Raw genomic sequence first — 17,232 nt, 5'->3', positions numbered from 1 at the left:
AAGCGGCTGGATCGGCGCGAACGCCGACAAAGCCGCTTCGCTCCAGGCGGGAGGCGCGGCGGCCTACACCGCCACCACCTTCCCCGGATTCATGATGTTGTCCGGGTCGATCGCCCGCTTCAGCACCCGCATCAGGTTCAGAGCCTCCGGCCCGTGCTCCTGCTCCATGAAGCGCATCTTCTTCTGGCCGATGCCGTGCTCGCCGGTGCAGGTGCCCTCCATGGCGATGGCACGGGCGACGAGGCGCTCGATGAAGCCGGTGACGCGGGCGATCTCGTCGGGATCGTCCATCATCACGAGCGGCGAAGTGTGGAAGTTGCCGTCTCCCACATGGCCCGCGATCGGCGCCGTGATGCCGGTCGCGACGATGTCGCGCTTGGTCTCGTCGACGCATTCGGCGAGCCGCGAGATCGGCACGCAGACGTCGGTGGCGATGACGCGCGCGCCCGGCCGCATGCCGACCGCCGCCCAGTAGACGTCGTGGCGGGCCTGCCAGAGGCGGGTGCGGTCCTCCGGCTTCGTCGCCCACTCGTAGGGCCCGCCTTCGAACTCCGCGGCGATCTCGCCGAAGCGCTCGGCCTGCTCGCGCACGCTGGCGTCGGAACCGTGGAACTCGACCAGCAGGAGCGGGGTCTCGGGCAGGGTGAGCTTCGAATAGGCGTTGCAGGCCGCGACCTGGACCTCGTCGAGGAGCTCGATGCGCGCCACCGGCAGGCCGGACTGGATCGTCACGATGACGGCGTCGCAGGCCGCCTTGATGCTCGGGAACGGGCAGACGCCGGCGGAGATCGCCTCCGGGATGCCGGCGAGCTTGAGGGTGAGCTCGGTGATGATGCCGAAGGTGCCCTCCGAGCCGACCATCAGCCGGGTCAGATCGTAGCCGGCCGACGTCTTGCGGGCGCGCGGGCTGGTGCGGACGATGTCGCCGTTCGGCATCACGGCGGTGAGGGACAACACGTTGTCCTTCATCGTGCCGTAGCGCACCGCGTTGGTGCCCGATGCCCGGGTCGCCGCCATGCCGCCCAGCGAGGCATCGGCACCGGGATCGATCGGGAAGAACAGGCCCTGGTCGCGCAGGTGCTCGTTCACCGCCTTGCGGGTCACGCCGGGCTGGACCACGCAATCCAGGTCCTCGGCATGGACCGCCAGGACCTTGTTCATCCCGTTCATGTCGATCGAGATGCCGCCATACGGCGCGTTGACGTGCCCCTCGAGCGACGTGCCGGTGCCGAAGGCGACGACCGGCATCTTGTGGGCGGCGCAGACGCGTACGATCGCCTGCACGTCCTCGGTGCTCTCGGCATAGACCACCGCGTCCGGCGGCTGGTTGGCGACCCAGGTCAGGGTGCTGGCATGCTGCTCGCGCACCGCCTGCGAGGTGACGACGCGGTTGCCGAACTGGGCGGTCAGCTCGCGGATCACCGCCTCGACGGTCTCCGGCGACGGGCGCTCGCGCGAGGGGGCGGGGCTCAGGGCGTTCATGGCGATCTCGACTCCCGAAACGATCTGGCGGGCGCCGTGCGCGAAGCGGGTCCCGGCCTCTTGTCGGCCATCCTATCAGGCCGCATCCACCCGGCATATCCGCGGGGGCGGTCACGGAGAAGTGCGCTGCGGGGCTGGCTCCTTGCCCCAAGGTGCAAGGCATGCGGGGGTGCATCCCGGGTCCGAGCATGGTACGTGCCTGGGCGCCCTTGTCATCCCGCGTGCGCCATCGGGAGCCCCACAATGGCAGACGACCGCCCCGCCTCGATCTTCTTCTTCGCGCCGTTCGTGTCGTCTACGATGGTGATCGAGCCGGGATGGATCGATTACAACGGCCACCTCAACATGGCGTATTACCACGTCCTGTTCGACCGGGCGGTGGACGAGGCGTTCGGCGTAGTCGGTCTCGGACCCGACTATCTGGAGAGCGGGCGCGGCACGACCTTCGCGGCCGAGGTCCATGTCCGCTACCGCCGCGAACTGGTGCTCGACGACCCGATCCGGGTGACGCTGCAACTCATCGCCTTCGACGAGAAACGGCTGCACTTCTATTCCGAGATCCGCCACGCGGCCGAGGGCTGGGTCGCCGCCTCGTCGGAAAACCTCTCCCTCCACGTCGATCCGGCGACGCGGCGCGTCGCGCCGTTTCCGGAGGACATCCAGGCCAACCTCGCGGTCATGCTCGGCTCGCATGCCCGGCTGCCGCGACCTGACGATCTCGGCCGGGTGATCGGCATCCCGACCCGCGGCCACCACCGGCCGGACACCATGGCTTTCGCGGCCGGCGGCGCCCGCGTCCGTCACTGACGGCGCGAGGACTCTCCGGCGCGGGACCTGTCCCTCAGCGCCGTACGCCGATCGGGGGCAGGGGGGCCGGCGGCAGGCTCTGCTGGCGCTGGATCTGGCCCTGGATCTGGTTGGTCTCGAAGCGGTTCTGCTGCTGGATGCCGCGGATCTCGCTGTTGCTCTCAATGGAGCGGTTGATCCCCTCGACCCGCTGCTGGGCACGGTTCCCCGGGGCCTGGTTCTGGGCCAGGGCCGGAAGCGGCGCCGCGAGCGCGGCGGCGAGGATCAGGAAACTGTGGGCGCGCATCGGTGTCCTCTTTTGCAGGAGTGTGACCTGTCAGGTGGGGACGACGCGGCGTCTCCTGCAAGGTTCCGCGCCGGACGCTCCGCCCGACGAGCCCCGTCCGCCTAGGCACTCATGCGTCCCCCGCCCTCGACGCCGTTCGCGTTTTGGTCCAGTGATGCCGGCATGACTCGCGATACCGCCGCCGGGACCGGCTCCACCTCGATCTCCGCCCGCGCCCGCGCCGCGGTGGTGCCCCAGGGCGTTTCCTACCTCGACGGGCTGAACCCGGAGCAGCGCCGCGCCGTCGAGGTGACGGACGGGCCGATCCTGGTGCTGGCCGGCGCCGGCACCGGCAAGACCCGGGTGCTGACGACCCGGATCGCCCACCTGATCGCCACCGGCCGCGCCCGCCCCTTCGACATCCTGTCGGTGACCTTCACCAACAAGGCCGCCCGGGAGATGAAGGAGCGCATCGGCGCGCTGATCGGTCCGGCCGGCGAGGGGATGCCGTGGCTCGGCACCTTCCATGCCATCGGCACCAAGATCCTGCGCCGCCACGCCGAATTGGTGGGCCTGCGCTCCGACTTCACGATCCTCGGCACCGACGACCAGCTGCGGCTCTTGAAGCAGGTCATCGCGGCCGCCGACCTCGACGAGAAGCGCTGGCCGGCCCGCAGCCTCGCCGGCACCATCGACGGCTGGAAGAACCGCGGCCTTTCCCCCGAGCAGGTGCCGGCGGGCGAGGCCTCGGCCTTCGGCTTCGGCAAGGGCGGGGGGCTCTACGCCGCTTACCAGGAACGGCTGAAGGCGCTCAACGCCGTCGATTTCGGCGACCTGCTGCTTCTCTGCCTGAAGCTGTGGCGCGAGAATCCGGACATTCTCACCAATTACCAGCAGCGCTTCCGCTACATCCTGGTCGACGAGTACCAGGACACCAACGTCGCGCAGTATCTCTGGCTGCGCCTCCTGGCCCAGGGACACCGCAACGTCGCCTGCGTCGGCGACGACGACCAGTCGATCTACGGCTGGCGCGGCGCCGAGGTCGACAACATCCTGCGCTTCGAGCACGATTTCCCCGGTGCCCTGGTGGTGCGACTGGAGAACAACTACCGCTCGACCGGCCATATCCTGGCCGCCGCCTCGGTGCTGATCGCCCATAACGAGGGCCGGCTCGGCAAGACCCTGCGCACCGACAGCCCGGAGGGCGAGAAGGTCACGGTCACGGGCGCCTGGGATTCGGAGGAGGAGGCGCGCCTCGTCTGCGAGGAGATCGAGAGCCTGCAGGCCAAGGGCCACAAGCTGTCGGAGATCGCCGTCCTGGTGCGGATCTCGGCCCAGATGCGTGAGATCGAGGATCGCTTCGTCCAGCTCGGCCTGCCCTACCGCGTGGTCGGCGGCCCGCGCTTCTACGAGCGGGCCGAGATCCGGGACGCGCTGGCCTACTTGCGCATCGTCGCCAATGGCTCCGACGACCTCGCCTTCGAGCGGATCTTCAACACGCCGAAGCGCGGCTTGGGCGACGCGACGCTCCAGGCCCTGCACGGCCTGGCGCGGCGCGCCAACGTGCCCCTGCTCCAGGCCGCCCGGATGATGAGCGAGACGGAGGAGCTGAAGCCCAAGCCCCGTTCGACCGTGCGCGCCCTGTGCCAGAGCTTTGCCCGCTGGGCCAAGCTCCTGGAGGACCAGCCGCACACGGAGGTGGCGCAGACGATCCTGGAGGAATCCGGCTACACCGAGATGTGGCAGAAGGAGCGCACCGCCGATGCCGCCGGGCGGCTCGAGAACCTGAAGGAACTCGTGCGCTCGATGGAGGAATTCCCGGACCTCGCCGGGTTCCTCGAACACGTCTCCCTGGTGATGGACGTCAACGAGGCCGAGGGCGGCGACCGGGTGAGCCTGATGACGCTCCACGCCGCCAAGGGGCTCGAATTCGACACCGTCTTCCTGCCCGGCTGGGAGAACGGGTTGATGCCCAACCAGCGCGCCCTCGACGAGAGCGGGCGGGCGGGCCTGGAGGAGGAACGGCGGCTGGCCCATGTCGGCCTCACCCGGGCGCGCAAGCGGGCCAAGGTGTCGTTCGCGGTCAACCGCCGCATCCACGGCCTGTGGTCCTCGACCGTGCCGAGCCGTTTCATCGACGAGTTGCCCGAGGCGAGCGTCGACGTGCTCGACGCGCCGGCGAGCTTTTCGCAGGGGCCGTCGCGCTTCGACCGTCAGGCCCCGGCCTTCGGCTCGTCCTATTCCACCCCGGGCTGGCAGCGGGCGCAGGCCCAGACCGCCGGCCAGGACCGCTACGGACAGGGAGGTTTTGGCGGGGGAGGGCGCAACGCCGCCCCCGGTCGGCGCGGGCCGCAGCAGATCGAGGGCACGCTGGTGGCGAAATCCACCGGCACCCCCTCGGCGTTTGAGGTCGGGGCGCGGATCTTCCACACTAAATTCGGGCCCGGCTCGGTGTCCGCGGTCGACGGCAACAAGCTCACCGTTGACTTCGACAAGGCCGGCCGAAAGATGGTCCTCGACAGCTTCGTCCAGCCGGCCTGAGGCCGGGAGGCGAGGCTCTCTCCCTCGCGAGGCAGACGGGAGCGGCAATCAGGTGGCGACCTCGACCGGTCCCCGGATCGACCCGATCCGCCCCCCTTGCGTCAGCCGCGCCGCCGCTGTGTGGTTTTCATCACAATCCGATGCGCCGTGCGGTTCGTTCTCCGTTTCGCAGCGGCATGGTGCGGCGCGACAATTGCCCGTTCATCATCCTCTGCTTACCCTGACGGTCGAAACAGGCGGACTTGTCCACCGCCTGCGTCACCTCCGACCGGAACCGTCGCGGCCTCCCGAGGCTTAGAGTCGTTACAAGAACATAGGAGATCTGGGACACGAGAGGGCACACGATAGTCGGCACCGCAAGTCCAGTGGGAGTGTTGATCCGTGAAGAGACGACGCGCACGACTTGAACTGGTTGATGACCGCCCGATCCGAGTGCACCGCACTCGCTTCGAGGAGGAGCGCAACCCGCCACCGATCCAGCCGATGACGGCCCGCCAGGCCGAATATCTGGACGCCCTCGGGTCCCATCCACAAGTCATCGTCCTCGGCCCCGCCGGCACCGGCAAGACCTACATCGCCGGCACCCGCGCCGCCGACCTGCTGCGCCAGCGCCGGGTCGCCAAGGTGGTCATCACCCGGCCGAACGTGCCCTCCGGCCGTTCCCTCGGCTTCTTCCCCGGCAGCATCGAAGAGAAGATCGCGCCCTGGGTCGCGCCGCTCACCGAGACCATGAAGGAGCGCATGGGCGACGGCGCCTTCGAGATCGCCGTCAAGGCCGGCGACATCGAGGTCGTTCCCTTCGAGGTGATGCGCGGCCGCACCTTCAAGAACTGCCTGGTGATCCTCGACGAGGCCCAGAACACCACCCCGGCCGAGATCAAGATGTTCCTGACCCGGATCGGCGACGATACCCAGGTCATCATCAACGGCGACGTCTCGCAGACCGATCTGCGCGAGACCTCGGGCCTGCGCACCGTGATCCATCTCGTGAAGAGCCGGATGATGCCGATCCCCATCGTGGAGTTCGGTCTCGACGACATTGTGCGCTCCGGCATCTGCGCCGAGTGGGTGCGGGCCTTCGAGGAAGCGCGGGTGTGATCCAAGCAGCCTGCCCGGTCGCCAGGATCGGGCAGGCTTCTTCGTGACGACGGACCGCCGGGCCGGCCGATCCAGCCCGCCCACGCGGCGTTTCCCGCCTCACACCCGCCGCAGCCGCACCCCGAACAGCCGCAAGGCGACCAGCAGCGTCGCCGCGTAGGCGACGAGCCCGGCCACACCGAGCACCGTCAGCACCGCGAGGTCGCGGAAGCGCGGCAGGGCCGGCATCAGGCCGTCGATCAGCGGCAGGCCGCCCAGCGTGCAGCCGGCGAGCACGATGCACGCGGCGAGCACCCCGCAGGCGGTGACGATCAGCGTGCGGCTCGGCGCGGTCCAGCTGCGGCCATAGGCGAGGCAGAACAGGATCAGCACGTTCACCCACACACCGGCGGCGGTGGCGAGCGCGAGACCCATCACCCCGAGCGGTCCGGTGAGCATCACCTTCAAGCCCACATTGACCGCGACCGCGGTCAGGGAGGCGACGACCGGCGTGCGGGTGTCCTGGCGGGCGTAGAAGCTCGCCACGATGCTGCGGATCAGCACTGCCGCCGGGAGCGCCAGGCCGTAGGCGGCCAGCACCGCCCCCGACCGGGCGGCGGCCTCCGCATCGAACGCGCCGCGCTGGAACAAGGCCGTCATGATCAGGTCCGGCACCAGCAGGAACGCGACCGCGAACGGCGCCGAGAGGGCGAGCGAGAAGCCGGTGGCGCGGTTCTGCGCCGCATGTGCCCCGTCCTGGTCGCCCGCGGCGACGCGCCGGCTCATCTCCGGCAGCAGCACGGTGCCGGCGGCGATGCCGATGACCCCGAAGGGCAGCTGGTAGAGCCGGTCGGCGTAGTACAGCGCCGAGACCGCGCCGGTCGGCAGGAAGGAGGCGATGATCGTGTCGGCGAACATCGCGATCTGCACCCCGGCCGAGCCGATCACCGCCGGCCCCAGCATGGCAAAGAACCGGCGCATCCCGGTATCCCGCAGGGTCGGGCGCACCAGCGACGGGGCGAGCCCGGCCCGGCGCGCATCGGCCCAGACCAGCAGGAACTGCAGCACCCCCGACACCGCGACGCCCCAGGCGGCGGCGTAGCCGGCATTCGGGAACAGGAAGGCGAGGGCGAGGGCCGCCAGCAGCGAGACGTTGAGCAGCACCGGCGCGGCGGCGGCGGCGGCGAAGCGCCGGCGGGCATTGAGGATGCCCGACAGCAGCGTCACCAGGGTGATGAACAGCAGGTACGGGAAGGTGATGCGGGTCAGCGTCACCGCGAGCGCGAACTTGTCCGGCTCGTCGACGAAGCCAGGGGCGAGTGCCCGCACGATCACCGGCATCAGCGGCAGGGCGAGCGCCAGCAGCGCCACCTGCACCAGCAGCATCAGGGTGAAGACCCGGTCGGCGAAGGCCCGCGCCGCGCCGGTCTCCCCACTACCGTCGAGGGAGGCGTAGGTCGGCACGAAGGCGACGTTGAACGCCCCCTCGCCGAAGATGGCCCGGAAGTGGTTCGGCAGCCGGAAGGCCACCACGAAGGCGTCGGCGATCGGGCCGGCGCCCATCACGGCGGCCATGACCACGTCGCGCAGGAAGCCGGTGGCGCGGGAGACCAGCGTCCAGCCGCCGACCGAGAGGATGCTGCGAATCATGCGGCGGTCCATAGCACAGGGCTGCCGCGAGAAGCGCGACCGGACGGCCTAGGGCATCACGCAATACTCCCCCCGCGCCGCCGCCGCCACACCGGGCGGCGACGGGGAGTTTCGCCGGAGACGGTCAGGCGGCGCCGGAATAGCGGGCGCGCCGGTTGCCGCGGCGGTCGTCGCGGACCAAGCGGTCGTGGCCGACCGCCGCCGGGCCGATGCGCTCGGCCACGACGTAGAGCGGACGCCGCTTCACCTCCGCGAAGATGCGCCCGATATATTCCCCAATGATGCCGAGCGACATCAGCTGCACGCCGGAGAAGAACATCACCGAGACGATCAGCGAGGCATAGCCCGGCACGTCGGGCCCGCGCAGCAGCGTGTCGGCGACGAAGTAGAGCGCCGCCAGCAGGGCCACGGCCGCGATCGTGCCGCCGAGATAGGTCCAGACCCGCAGCGGCACGGTCGAGAACGAGGTGATGCCGTCGAAGGCGAAGCGGAACAGCTTGCGAAAGCTCCATTTCGAGCTGCCGTGCTGGCGTTCCTCGACCTGGTAGGGCACCCCGACCGAGCGGAAGCCGATCCAGGAATACAGGCCCTTCGAGAACCGGGCCCGCTCGGGTAGCGAGCGCAGCACCTCGACGCCCTTGCGGTCGATGAGCCGGAAGTCGCCGGCGCCCTCCGGCAGCGGCATCTCGCCGAAGCGGGCGAAGAGCCGGTAGAACAGGCGGGCGAAGCCGCGCCGCATCGCGCTCTCGTCGTCCCGGTCGGTGCGCTGCGCGTAGACCATGACGTTGCCCTCCCGCCAGCGCTCCCAGAAGGTCGCGATCAGCTCGGGCGGGTGCTGCAGGTCGGCATCCATGATCACCACGGCGCGGCCCTCGGCGTGGTCGAGCCCGGCCGCGATGGCGATCTCCTTGCCGAAGTTGCGGCTGAACGAGACCGCGCCGATGCGGGGTTCGGCGGCGTGATGGGCCGCCACCACGGCGGCGGTGTCGTCGTGGCTGCCGTCGTCGACGAACACGACCTCCCAGGCCGGCGTCAGCCGCTCCAGCACCGGCGTCAGCCGGGCGAGGAGCGGGGCGACGTTGGCGCTCTCGTTGAAGACCGGTATGACGACGCTCAGGTCGACCGGCGCGGGATGTGCGAACAGCTCCACGGCGCTGTCCCTCGTTTCGGTGTCGTGCCGCGGCGCGAGCCGGCGGCAATCGGTCATCGGGCCGGTGCAGGGCACCGGCGGTTCATGCGCGAGATCTAAGCCATGCTTCCTGAACGGCACCCGGTCGTGCTCTGCGCCGACGATTACGGCCTGAGCCCGGGCGTCAGCCGGGGCATCCTCGACCTGGCGCGGAAGGGGCGCATATCAGCCACCGGGTCGATGACCAACATCCCGGCCTTCCGCGAGGCGGCCGCCCCGCTGCGGGAGCTCGCCGGTACGGTCGGGCTCGGCCTCCACCTGACCCTGACGGCGGGGGCGCCGCTCGGTGCGATGCCGCGTCTGACGCCGGACGGGCGCCTGCCGCCGCTCGGCCGGATTCTCGCCCTGAGCCTGTCGGGACGCCTGCACGCGGCGGAGATCCGGCCCGAGATCGAGCGCCAGATCGACGCCTTCGCCGCCGCGATGGGCCGGCTGCCGGATTTCGTCGACGGGCACCAGCACGTCCACGTCCTGCCCGGCGTGCGCAGCTCGCTGCTCGCGGCACTTGCGGCGCGGGGCTGGCGCGGCTGGCTTCGCGATCCCGGCGATCGTCCGGCGGCGATCCTCGCCCGCCCGCAGGCCCGCAAGGCGGCCGTCGTCGCGGGGCTCGGGCTCCGCCTTGCCGCGGCGACCCGGCGGGCGGGGTTCGCCACCAATCGCGGCTTCTCCGGCTTCTCGGACTTCGCCGAGGGCGACGGGTTCGCGGACGCCTTCGAGCGGAGCTTCCGGGCGCTGGGGCCCGCCCCGGTGGTGATGTGCCACCCGGGCGAGATCGACGAGGGGCTGCGGGCCCTCGACCCGGTGGTGGCGAGCCGGCCGCGCGAACTCGCCTATCTCGGCTCCGACCGCTTCGCGGCGTTCCTGGAGCGGGAGGGCCTGCGGCTCGTGCCGGGGCCCGCGACATAGAAAAGCCCCCTCGCCCGGGCGGGGAGGGGGCTCTCGACTTTCGACGATCAGGCGCAGATCAGGCGATCGCCTCGCCGTACATCTTCTCGATGTGCTCCCAGTTCACCAGGTTCTCGATGAACGCCTTGAGGTAGTCGGGACGGCGGTTGCGGTAATCGATGTAGTAGGAGTGCTCCCACACGTCGACGCCGAGGATCGGCTTGGCGCCGTGCACCAGCGGGTTCTCGCCGTTGGGGGTCTTCATGATCTCGAGCTTGCCGTTCTTCACGGCGAGCCAGGCCCAGCCGGAGCCGAACTGCGATACGCCGGCCTGGATGAAATCGGCCTTGAACTTGTCGGTGCCGCCGAGGTCCTCGGCGATCTTCTTCTCAAGCGCGCCCGGGATCGCGCCGCCGCCATTCGGCTTCATCCACTGCCAGAAGTGGATGTGGTTGTAGTGCTGGCCGGCATTGTTGAACAGCGGCTGGTTCTGGCCGTAGGAGGCCTTCACCACCTCCTCGACGCTCTTGCCGGCGAGCTCCGAGCCCTCGAGCAGCTTGTTGCCGGTGTCGACGTAGGCCTTGTGATGCTTGTCGTGGTGGAACTCCAGGGTCTCCTTCGACATGTAGGGCTGCAGCGCGTCGTAGGCGTAGGGGAGTTCGGGCAGCGTGAAGGCCATGGCGTGTCTCCGGATCGCTCGGGTCCTCGCGGCGCTCCCCGGGGGAGCCGCCGCGTCACCCGCGTCTACCTAAGTCGGCCGCGCGCCGGCGGCAACGCCGGCCGTCCATCCGGGCGCCGCCGTCCCGGGCTTTGGACGCCTCGGGCCGGTCCCGGGTGCCGCTCAAGCGTGGCGATTTTGCAAATGCGGCCCGCACCTTTAAGTCTGTCGCTTGGGCGGACGGGGCCACGGCTCCGGACCGCCCGTTCGGCCGTCTCCGACAGGCCCGCCGAGATCACCCGCTACCTCCGAGAGTCCGATGATCGTTGCGTTGACCGTGCTCGCCCTCCTGATGCTGCTCGGCGGCCTCGCCGCGATGGTCCAGGGCATCCCGTTCATTCGGCTCGAGGTCGGCTGGACCATGGTGATCGCCGGCACCGTCGGGGCGAGCGGCGGCGCGGTGCTGCTCGGCATCGCCGCCATGGTCGCCCGGCTCGGACGCATCGAGCGCGCGCTCCTCACGGCCCGTCCGGCCGCCCCGCTCGCCGGGGCGCCGGCTTTCCCCGATCCCGGCACCGCGCCCGTCCGCCCGCCCCGCAGCGAGCCGGTGATGCCCCCGATCCCGACCGTGACGCTGCCGGCGCAGGACGCGCGGACCTCCCACGACGAGGCGCTCGTCGCCCCCGAGCGGGTCGCCGGCCCCGCGGCGCGTTCGTCCGAGCCGACGGGCCTCGGCAACGCCGCCGCGCTCGCGGCCGGCGCGGCCGCGGTCGGGTTCGCCGCCGGCGAACTCCGCCTGCATCGGGCCGAGGATGCCGATCCGGTTCCGCCGCACGAGCCCCGACAGGCCGAGCATCACCAGCCCGCTCCGACATATGCCGTGCCGCAGGAGCCTGCCGCGGCCGCGCCGGAGCCGTACTCGTCCGAGGTTCACTTGCCGGAGCCGATCGTCGAGGCCGCGCCGCCGCCCGCGGAAGCCGAACGGCAAGACCCCGAACCTCACTTGCCCGAATCTCACCTGCCCGAACCTCACCTGCCCGCTCGTTCCGAGCCGGAGCCGGTCGTGGAGGAGACGCCCGCCGAGCCGGCTCCGGCCCCCGAGCCCGTCGCCGAGGAGCCCCCGCGGGAAGAGCCCGTCCCCGAGCCGCCTGCCCCCGAGGAGCCGGCCGGCAAGGCCGTGATCGGGACCTACGATGCCGGCGACAACACCTACACGATGTATGCCGACGGTACGATCGATGCCGAGACGCCGGCCGGACGCTTCCACTTCGCGTCGATCGAGGAGCTGAAGGCGTTCCGCAGTGCCGGCGGCGAGGGGGCAGCCCGCAGCGCGTGACGGGTCAGCCCCGCCCGCTCACAGCCCCGCCCGCTCAGAGGGCTGCCAGCGGGTTGAGCGCGGCGTTGCGGGCGGGCAGCGGCGCCAGCATGGTCAGCGCGAAGCCGCCCGGCGCGTAGTCGGTCGCGACCTCGGCCTGGACCTGGGTCGTCAGGACCCGCTGCAGCAGCCGCGAGCCGAAACCCTGGCGCGTCGGCGGCGCCACTGCGGGGCCGCCGGATTCCTGCCACCGGAAACGCAGCCGCGGCCGGTCCGTCCCGGGCTCCACGCTCCAGCGGATCCGCACCCGCCCGGCCCGGTTCGACAGGGCGCCGTACTTGGCGGCGTTGGTGGTCAGTTCGTGAATCGCCATGCCGATCGGCACCGCGATCTCGGAGGGCAGGTCGACCGCCGGCCCGTCGAGCTCCACCCGCCCGCCGGTGCCCGGCTGCATCGCGCCGTCGGCATAGGGGCGCAGCTCGTTCTCCAGCAGGTTGCGCAGGGAGGCGGTCTGCCAGACGTCCTCGGTCAGCACCGAGTGGGTGTGGGCGAGCGACATGATGCGGCCGACGAAGGCTTCGTAGAAGCTGTCGATGCTCGACGCGGTGCGGGCGGTCGACCCGACGATCGCCTGGACGGTGGCGAGCGTGTTCTTCACCCGGTGGTGCAGCTCGCGGATCAGCAGCGACTGGCGCTCCTCGGCGAGCCGCCGGTCGGTGATGTCGGCGACGACGCCGATCAGGCGGCTCGGCAGGCCCGCCGGCCCGTCGCGCTCGAAGCGGCCGGCCATCTCGATGGTGCGCCAGACCGTGTCGGCCTCGGCGCTGCCGCGGCGGCGGATGCGGGTCGTCGCGTGCAGGACTCCGTCGCTGTGGAGCGCCGCCGTCACGGCCTGGCGGAAGGCCGCCTTGTCCTCCGGGTGGACCACCGTACGAAAGAATTCGCGCATGCTGATGGTGCCGTCCTGCGGCCGGCGACCGAAGATCTCCCACATGCGCTCGTTTTCCCAGAGCGACTGGTCGGCCAGCACGTGCCACTCGAAGATGCCGAGCGCCGCGACCGTGGTCGCGACCCGCAGCCGCTGCTCGCGGTCGTGGAGGGCGCGCCGCGCCTCCTCGCGGGCGGTCACGTCCTGGACGATGCCGACCATGCCGGCGAGCGCCCCGTCCGGCCCCGGGATCGCGCGGCCGCGGGCCGAGATCCAGGCCTCCTGGCCGTCCGACGCCCGGCGGTACCGCAGCTCGACCGCGTAGGGGCTCGCCTTGGCGACGGCGTCCTCGACGGTCGCGCGGAGCCGGTCGAGATCGTCGCGGGCGATCGCCTCCCGCAGGACGGCCCAGGTCGGCGTCGCTCCGGCCGGGAGGCCGAGGATTGCGGCGGCCCGGTCCGACAGGACGACGCGGCCGTCCGCCGGGCTCCAGCTCCACTCGCCGAGGCCCGCCGAGGCGAGCGCCAGATGCGCCTGCTCCCGGAGAGGATCCAGCCGGAATGCGGGGGCTTCCGCAAGGGCGTCGACCGAGACGATCCGGAATGCCTGCCGCTCGGGTCCGCTGCGCAGCCTGAGGCGGACCGTCGACCCGTCCGCCCGGTGCCAGACCGTCTCTCGGGTCTCCCCATCCGCCGGATCGCCGCCCCCCTCGCCGAGCACTCGGCCGATCAGGTTCTCCGGCGCAACGCCGAGCAGGGCGGCCAGCGCCGGGTTGGCGGCCGCGATGCGCCCGTCCGAGCCGTTCACGCAGGCAAGGCCGACCGGTGCGCCCTCGAAGGCGAAACGGGAGAGTTCGTCCGGCAGGCCGGGGGCGGCGTCGGGCCTCTGGTCCAAGGCGGCGCATTCCTGATGGTCGTGGAGACGGACGGGTCTCCCCGCACCCCGCCTCCTGCGCGAGGTCCCGGGTCGTGAGGCTCCGCCCGGCCCGGCTTGGCGGTTTCGTGGAAAAACATGCCCCTCCGCGCGTCCGGCGGCAAGGTCGAACGTCGGCGTCGCCCCGGCGGTGCGGTAAAGCACGTACCGGTCGAGATCCGCGTCCGAAACGCCGCGCGCCTCAGCGTGCCGGCATGTACCGGATCGCGGCGAGCAGAATGCCGACCAGCGCCACCAGCATGGCGCCGAGCTTGATCGTCATCCGTTGTTCGAGAAGCTTCATATCCGCACGGACGGCTGCGAACTCGGTCTTCATCTCCGACCGGACGGCCGCAAACTCGGTCTTCATTTCAGAGCGAACGGCCGCGAACTCGTTCCGGGTCTCGAGCTTGAATGCCGCGATCTCCGTCCGGACGGCTGCGAACTCGTTCCGGGTTTCGGCTTTGAACGCCGCGACTTCCGACCGGATGGCCGCGAACTCCGCCTTCAGTTCGGAGCGGACGGCCGCGAACTCGTTCCGGGTCTCGACCCGGAACGCCGCCATCTCGGAGCGGATCGCGGCGAACTCGGCATGCGCCGAGCCTTCGAGACTCTGCAGGTCTGCCCGGGTCGGCAGACCGCCCTGGACCGCCTCGGCGAAGACCTCCGACAGCCCCTCCGCCTGTTCGGCGGAGAGGTGCGCCCGCTCGCGCAGGGCGCGGGCGAATTTGAGGGTGTCGAAGGCGACCGCGGTCATGCCGCGATCGTAGCATGGGCCGATGCGCCGCGACAGCGATCGGCCCGGCCGCTCACACCCGCACGAAGGTCAGGTAGGTCGGGCGGCGCCCCTCGGCGGTGGTCTTGGCCTCGTAGCGGGTGCCCGGCCATTCCGGCCACGGGGTGGTCCAGTCGCTGCTGCGGGTCGCGGTCCAGCGCAGGGCGGTGCACGCGGCGGCCCGCACCAGGGTCCAGCCGACGTAATCGTCGATGTCGGAGGCGAAGCGGAACTCGCCGCCGGGCTTGAGCACCCGGGCGATCTCGGTCAGCGATTCCTCCGAGACGAAGCGGCGCTTGCGCTGCCGGCGCTTCGGCCAGGGATCGGGATAGAGCAGGAACACCCGCCCGATGCTGGCATCCGGCAGCCGGGGCAGCAGCTCCATCGCGTCCCGGTCCCAGAACCGGACGGTGTCGAGCTCCTCCTCGTCGACGGTGCGCAGAAGCTTCACCACGCCGTTGACGAAGGGTTCGCAGCCGATGATGCCGGTGCCGGGATTGAGACGGGCCTGCGCGGCGAGGTGCTCGCCGCCGCCGAAGCCGATCTCGAGCCAGGTCTCGGCGACCGGACGCGGGAAGAGGGCGGCGGGGTCGAGGGGGCCGGCCTCGGGCAGGCGCAGGCGCGGCAGGAGGTCGGCGAGGCGCTCCTCCTGGCCCGGGCGCAGGCGCTTGCCCTTGCGCCGGCCGTAGAAGGCGCGGGCCCGCTCGGGGCTCGCGTCGGTATCGTGGTCGTCCATGGTGTCCCGGTGCCGAGGATGGGGCGTGTGGACGTCCCGCTAGAGCATTGTCCGACGAGGTGGCAACCGGTTCGTCGACGACAAGGCCGCAAACATCGAACGAAAGCGGCGCACGACCGCGATGCGATCGTGCGCCGCTTTCGTGCTGGGGGATTGGTTCAGGCGAGGGCGCTCTTGAGCTGGCCGACGAGGTCGGTCCGCTCCCAGGAGAAGCCGCCATCGGCCTCGGGCTCGCGGCCGAAATGACCGTAGGCCGAGGTGCGGGCGTAGATCGGCTTGTTGAGGCCGAGATGGGTGCGGATGCCGCGGGGCGACAGGTCGACGAGCTGCCCCAGGACCGATTCGAGCTTGGCCTCGTCGACTTCGCCGGTGCCGTGCAGGTCGACGTAGATCGACAGCGGCTTGGCGACGCCGATGGCGTAGGCGAGCTGGATCGTGGCCTTGCGGGCGAGGCCGGCGGCGACGACGTTCTTGGCGAGATAGCGGGCCGCGTAGGCCGCCGAGCGGTCGACCTTCGTCGGATCCTTGCCCGAGAAGGCGCCGCCGCCGTGCGGCGCCGCACCGCCATAGGTGTCCACGATGATCTTGCGGCCGGTCAGGCCGGCATCGCCGTCGGGGCCGCCGATCACGAACTTGCCGGTCGGGTTGACGTGCCACACCGTGCCGTCGGTGACCCAGCTCTCGGGCAGGGCCGCGCGGATGTAGGGCTCGACGATGGCACGCACGCCGGCCGAATCGAGCGACTCGTCGAGGTGCTGGGTCGAGAGGACGATCTGCGTCGCCTCGACCGGGCGGCCGTCGACGTAGCGCACGGTGACCTGGCTCTTGGCGTCCGGCCCGAGCTTGGCCGCGTCGCCGGACTTCGCCTTGCGGGCGTCGGCGAGGTCCTTGAGGATCTTGTGGGCGTAGTAGATCGGCGCCGGCATCAGGGCGGGCGTCTCGTCGGACGCGTAGCCGAACATGATGCCCTGGTCGCCCGCGCCCTCGTCCTTGTTGCCCGCGGCATCGACGCCCTGGGCGATGTCGGCGGACTGGGCGTGCAGGTAGATGGCGACGTCGTTGTTCTTCCAGTGGAAGCCGTCCTGCTCGTAGCCGATGTCCTTCACGGCCGCGCGGGTCAGCTCCTCCAGGTCCTTGAAGGTCACGGTGTCGGGGCCGCGCACCTCGCCGGCGATCACGATCCGGTTGGTCGTCGCCAGGGTCTCGACGCCGAGGCGGGCCTCCGGCATCTCGGCCAGATAGGCGTCGACGACGGTGTCGGAGATGCGGTCGCAGACCTTGTCCGGGTGACCCTCGGAGACCGACTCGCTGGTGAACAGGTAGTTGGAACGCGGCATAGGATGCGAAGCCCTCAAGGTCCCGTCGAGCGCGGCGCACCGACCGACCCTGCTCGACATATCGATCAGCGGGGTTCTGGCAGCCGGAATCCCGAACGTCAATCCGATGGACCGGAGTCGTTCGCTTTATCGAACGGTTGTTGCCCGGACAGAGCCTGATCGACGGCGCGCACGAGGCTGCCGAGGGTCTGGCGGCGCTCCTCGTCCAGGTGGGCATCGGCCGCCCGGGCGACGGCCTGCGCGAAATCGGTCCACCCGGCCTGGATCTCCAGGCGCGCCTGCGGACGGTCGCCGAACCCGGGGGAGGGCAGATCGCGCCCCGGCATGTCCTCGAAGAAGAACCCGACCGGCACACCGATGATCCGCGCCACCACGTCGAGGTCGGTCGCACTCAGGCGGTTGGCGCCCTTGAGGTATTTGCCGAGCTGGGACAGGGACACGCCCAGAGGCGCGGCCAGGGCCTCGCGGCTGAGGCCGGCGCGCAGGCGGCGTTCCTCGATGAGGCTGCCGATATGGACGTCGCGGTGATCCGCGGGTTTCCCGGCCATCTCGCGGCTCGCAGGTCTGCCCGCGTGTCGCGGCGCGGCATGGAAGGCGACGGGCGATTGTTGATTCCCGACCGTTGCGATCGGGTAAATGCCCGCATTTTGATCGAACGTTTCATCCGTCATAGCG

Annotated in this window: 15 protein-coding genes; 5 read left to right on the top strand and 10 right to left on the bottom strand. The window is 70.8% G+C overall.

Going from position 1 to position 17,232, the window contains the following annotated elements:
* Positions 1-63: 63 nt before the first annotated feature.
* A complete protein-coding gene (locus tag miv_RS29340; protein ID WP_048429547.1) occupies positions 64-1,482 on the bottom strand; it encodes an FAD-binding oxidoreductase in 1,419 nt (472 codons plus the stop codon).
* A 243-nt stretch (positions 1,483-1,725) separates the two neighbouring features.
* On the opposite strand from miv_RS29340, the gene miv_RS29335 reads away from it, so the two are divergent.
* Positions 1,726-2,289 carry a thioesterase family protein gene (locus tag miv_RS29335; RefSeq protein WP_207180523.1) on the top strand — a complete coding sequence of 188 codons (564 nt, stop codon included), beginning with the start codon at positions 1,726-1,728 and terminating at the stop codon, positions 2,287-2,289.
* 34 nt (positions 2,290-2,323) lie between these two features.
* Here the strand turns inward: miv_RS29335 and miv_RS29330 are convergent, their stop codons facing one another.
* Positions 2,324-2,575 (bottom strand): hypothetical protein, encoded by a 252-nt coding sequence (locus tag miv_RS29330; RefSeq protein WP_207180521.1) that lies wholly within the window; start codon positions 2,573-2,575, stop codon positions 2,324-2,326.
* A gap of 162 nt (positions 2,576-2,737) precedes the next feature.
* On the opposite strand from miv_RS29330, the gene miv_RS29325 reads away from it, so the two are divergent.
* The gene (locus tag miv_RS29325; protein WP_207180520.1) at positions 2,738-5,095 is read left to right on the top strand and encodes an ATP-dependent helicase; all 2,358 of its coding nucleotides are present in this window, start codon (positions 2,738-2,740) and stop codon (positions 5,093-5,095) included.
* Positions 5,096-5,476: 381 nt separating this feature from the next.
* The gene (locus miv_RS29320) at positions 5,477-6,193 is read left to right on the top strand and encodes a PhoH family protein (protein WP_048429543.1); all 717 of its coding nucleotides are present in this window, start codon (positions 5,477-5,479) and stop codon (positions 6,191-6,193) included.
* Between the two features lie 99 nt (positions 6,194-6,292).
* Here the strand turns inward: miv_RS29320 and murJ are convergent, their stop codons facing one another.
* Positions 6,293-7,822: a murein biosynthesis integral membrane protein MurJ gene (gene murJ, locus miv_RS29315; protein ID WP_207180518.1), complete on the bottom strand. Its 1,530-nt coding sequence runs from the start codon at positions 7,820-7,822 to the stop codon at positions 6,293-6,295.
* A gap of 124 nt (positions 7,823-7,946) precedes the next feature.
* Complete coding sequence (locus tag miv_RS29310) at positions 7,947-8,972, bottom strand: glycosyltransferase family 2 protein (RefSeq protein ID WP_207180516.1); 1,026 nt, start codon at positions 8,970-8,972, stop codon at positions 7,947-7,949.
* A gap of 102 nt (positions 8,973-9,074) precedes the next feature.
* Here miv_RS29310 and miv_RS29305 point away from each other — a divergent pair, with 102 nt between their 5' ends.
* On the top strand, positions 9,075-9,917 hold the full coding sequence (locus tag miv_RS29305; protein WP_207180515.1) for a ChbG/HpnK family deacetylase: 843 nt from the start codon (positions 9,075-9,077) through the stop codon (positions 9,915-9,917).
* Between the two features lie 58 nt (positions 9,918-9,975).
* On the opposite strand, the gene miv_RS29300 is transcribed toward miv_RS29305, so the two are convergent.
* Complete coding sequence (locus miv_RS29300) at positions 9,976-10,575, bottom strand: superoxide dismutase (RefSeq protein ID WP_207180513.1); 600 nt, start codon at positions 10,573-10,575, stop codon at positions 9,976-9,978.
* 298 nt (positions 10,576-10,873) lie between these two features.
* Here miv_RS29300 and miv_RS29295 point away from each other — a divergent pair, with 298 nt between their 5' ends.
* Positions 10,874-11,890 carry a hypothetical protein gene (locus miv_RS29295; RefSeq protein ID WP_207180512.1) on the top strand — a complete coding sequence of 339 codons (1,017 nt, stop codon included), beginning with the start codon at positions 10,874-10,876 and terminating at the stop codon, positions 11,888-11,890.
* 34 nt (positions 11,891-11,924) lie between these two features.
* Here the strand turns inward: miv_RS29295 and miv_RS29290 are convergent, their stop codons facing one another.
* The 5 genes from miv_RS29290 to miv_RS29270 form a co-directional block, all read right to left on the bottom strand.
* Entirely contained in the window at positions 11,925-13,691 is a 1,767-nt protein-coding gene (locus miv_RS29290; protein ID WP_244748784.1) for a sensor histidine kinase, read from the bottom strand.
* A 220-nt stretch (positions 13,692-13,911) separates the two neighbouring features.
* On the bottom strand, positions 13,912-14,466 hold the full coding sequence (locus miv_RS29285; RefSeq protein WP_207180508.1) for a coiled-coil domain-containing protein: 555 nt from the start codon (positions 14,464-14,466) through the stop codon (positions 13,912-13,914).
* A gap of 52 nt (positions 14,467-14,518) precedes the next feature.
* The gene (gene trmB, locus miv_RS29280; protein WP_207180507.1) at positions 14,519-15,220 is read right to left on the bottom strand and encodes a tRNA (guanine(46)-N(7))-methyltransferase TrmB; all 702 of its coding nucleotides are present in this window, start codon (positions 15,218-15,220) and stop codon (positions 14,519-14,521) included.
* 158 nt (positions 15,221-15,378) lie between these two features.
* Positions 15,379-16,557, bottom strand: a complete 1,179-nt coding sequence (gene metK, locus miv_RS29275; RefSeq protein ID WP_058618119.1) for a methionine adenosyltransferase — start codon at positions 16,555-16,557, stop codon at positions 15,379-15,381.
* 98 nt (positions 16,558-16,655) lie between these two features.
* Positions 16,656-17,228: a helix-turn-helix domain-containing protein gene (locus tag miv_RS29270; protein ID WP_244748783.1), complete on the bottom strand. Its 573-nt coding sequence runs from the start codon at positions 17,226-17,228 to the stop codon at positions 16,656-16,658.
* Between the last annotated feature and the right edge of the window lie 4 nt (positions 17,229-17,232).

It is taken from the genome of Methylobacterium indicum (assembly GCF_017347565.1).
Lineage (GTDB): Bacteria > Pseudomonadota > Alphaproteobacteria > Rhizobiales > Beijerinckiaceae > Methylobacterium > Methylobacterium indicum.
Note: the sequence above shows the minus strand (reverse complement) of the source record. Positions and strands in the feature narration are given on the sequence as shown.

Coding starts and splice junctions, on each gene's coding strand:
- miv_RS29340 (WP_048429547.1), bottom strand. CDS start 1,482: ATGAACGCCCTGAGCCCCGCCCCCTCGCGCGAGCGCCCGTCGCCGGAG.
- miv_RS29335 (WP_207180523.1), top strand. CDS start 1,726: ATGGCAGACGACCGCCCCGCCTCGATCTTCTTCTTCGCGCCGTTCGTG.
- miv_RS29330 (WP_207180521.1), bottom strand. CDS start 2,575: ATGCGCGCCCACAGTTTCCTGATCCTCGCCGCCGCGCTCGCGGCGCCG.
- miv_RS29325 (WP_207180520.1), top strand. CDS start 2,738: ATGACTCGCGATACCGCCGCCGGGACCGGCTCCACCTCGATCTCCGCC.
- murJ (WP_207180518.1), bottom strand. CDS start 7,822: ATGATTCGCAGCATCCTCTCGGTCGGCGGCTGGACGCTGGTCTCCCGC.
- miv_RS29305 (WP_207180515.1), top strand. CDS start 9,075: ATGCTTCCTGAACGGCACCCGGTCGTGCTCTGCGCCGACGATTACGGC.
- miv_RS29300 (WP_207180513.1), bottom strand. CDS start 10,575: ATGGCCTTCACGCTGCCCGAACTCCCCTACGCCTACGACGCGCTGCAG.
- miv_RS29295 (WP_207180512.1), top strand. CDS start 10,874: ATGATCGTTGCGTTGACCGTGCTCGCCCTCCTGATGCTGCTCGGCGGC.
- miv_RS29285 (WP_207180508.1), bottom strand. CDS start 14,466: ATGACCGCGGTCGCCTTCGACACCCTCAAATTCGCCCGCGCCCTGCGC.
- trmB (WP_207180507.1), bottom strand. CDS start 15,220: ATGGACGACCACGATACCGACGCGAGCCCCGAGCGGGCCCGCGCCTTC.
- metK (WP_058618119.1), bottom strand. CDS start 16,557: ATGCCGCGTTCCAACTACCTGTTCACCAGCGAGTCGGTCTCCGAGGGT.
- miv_RS29270 (WP_244748783.1), bottom strand. CDS start 17,228: ATGACGGATGAAACGTTCGATCAAAATGCGGGCATTTACCCGATCGCA.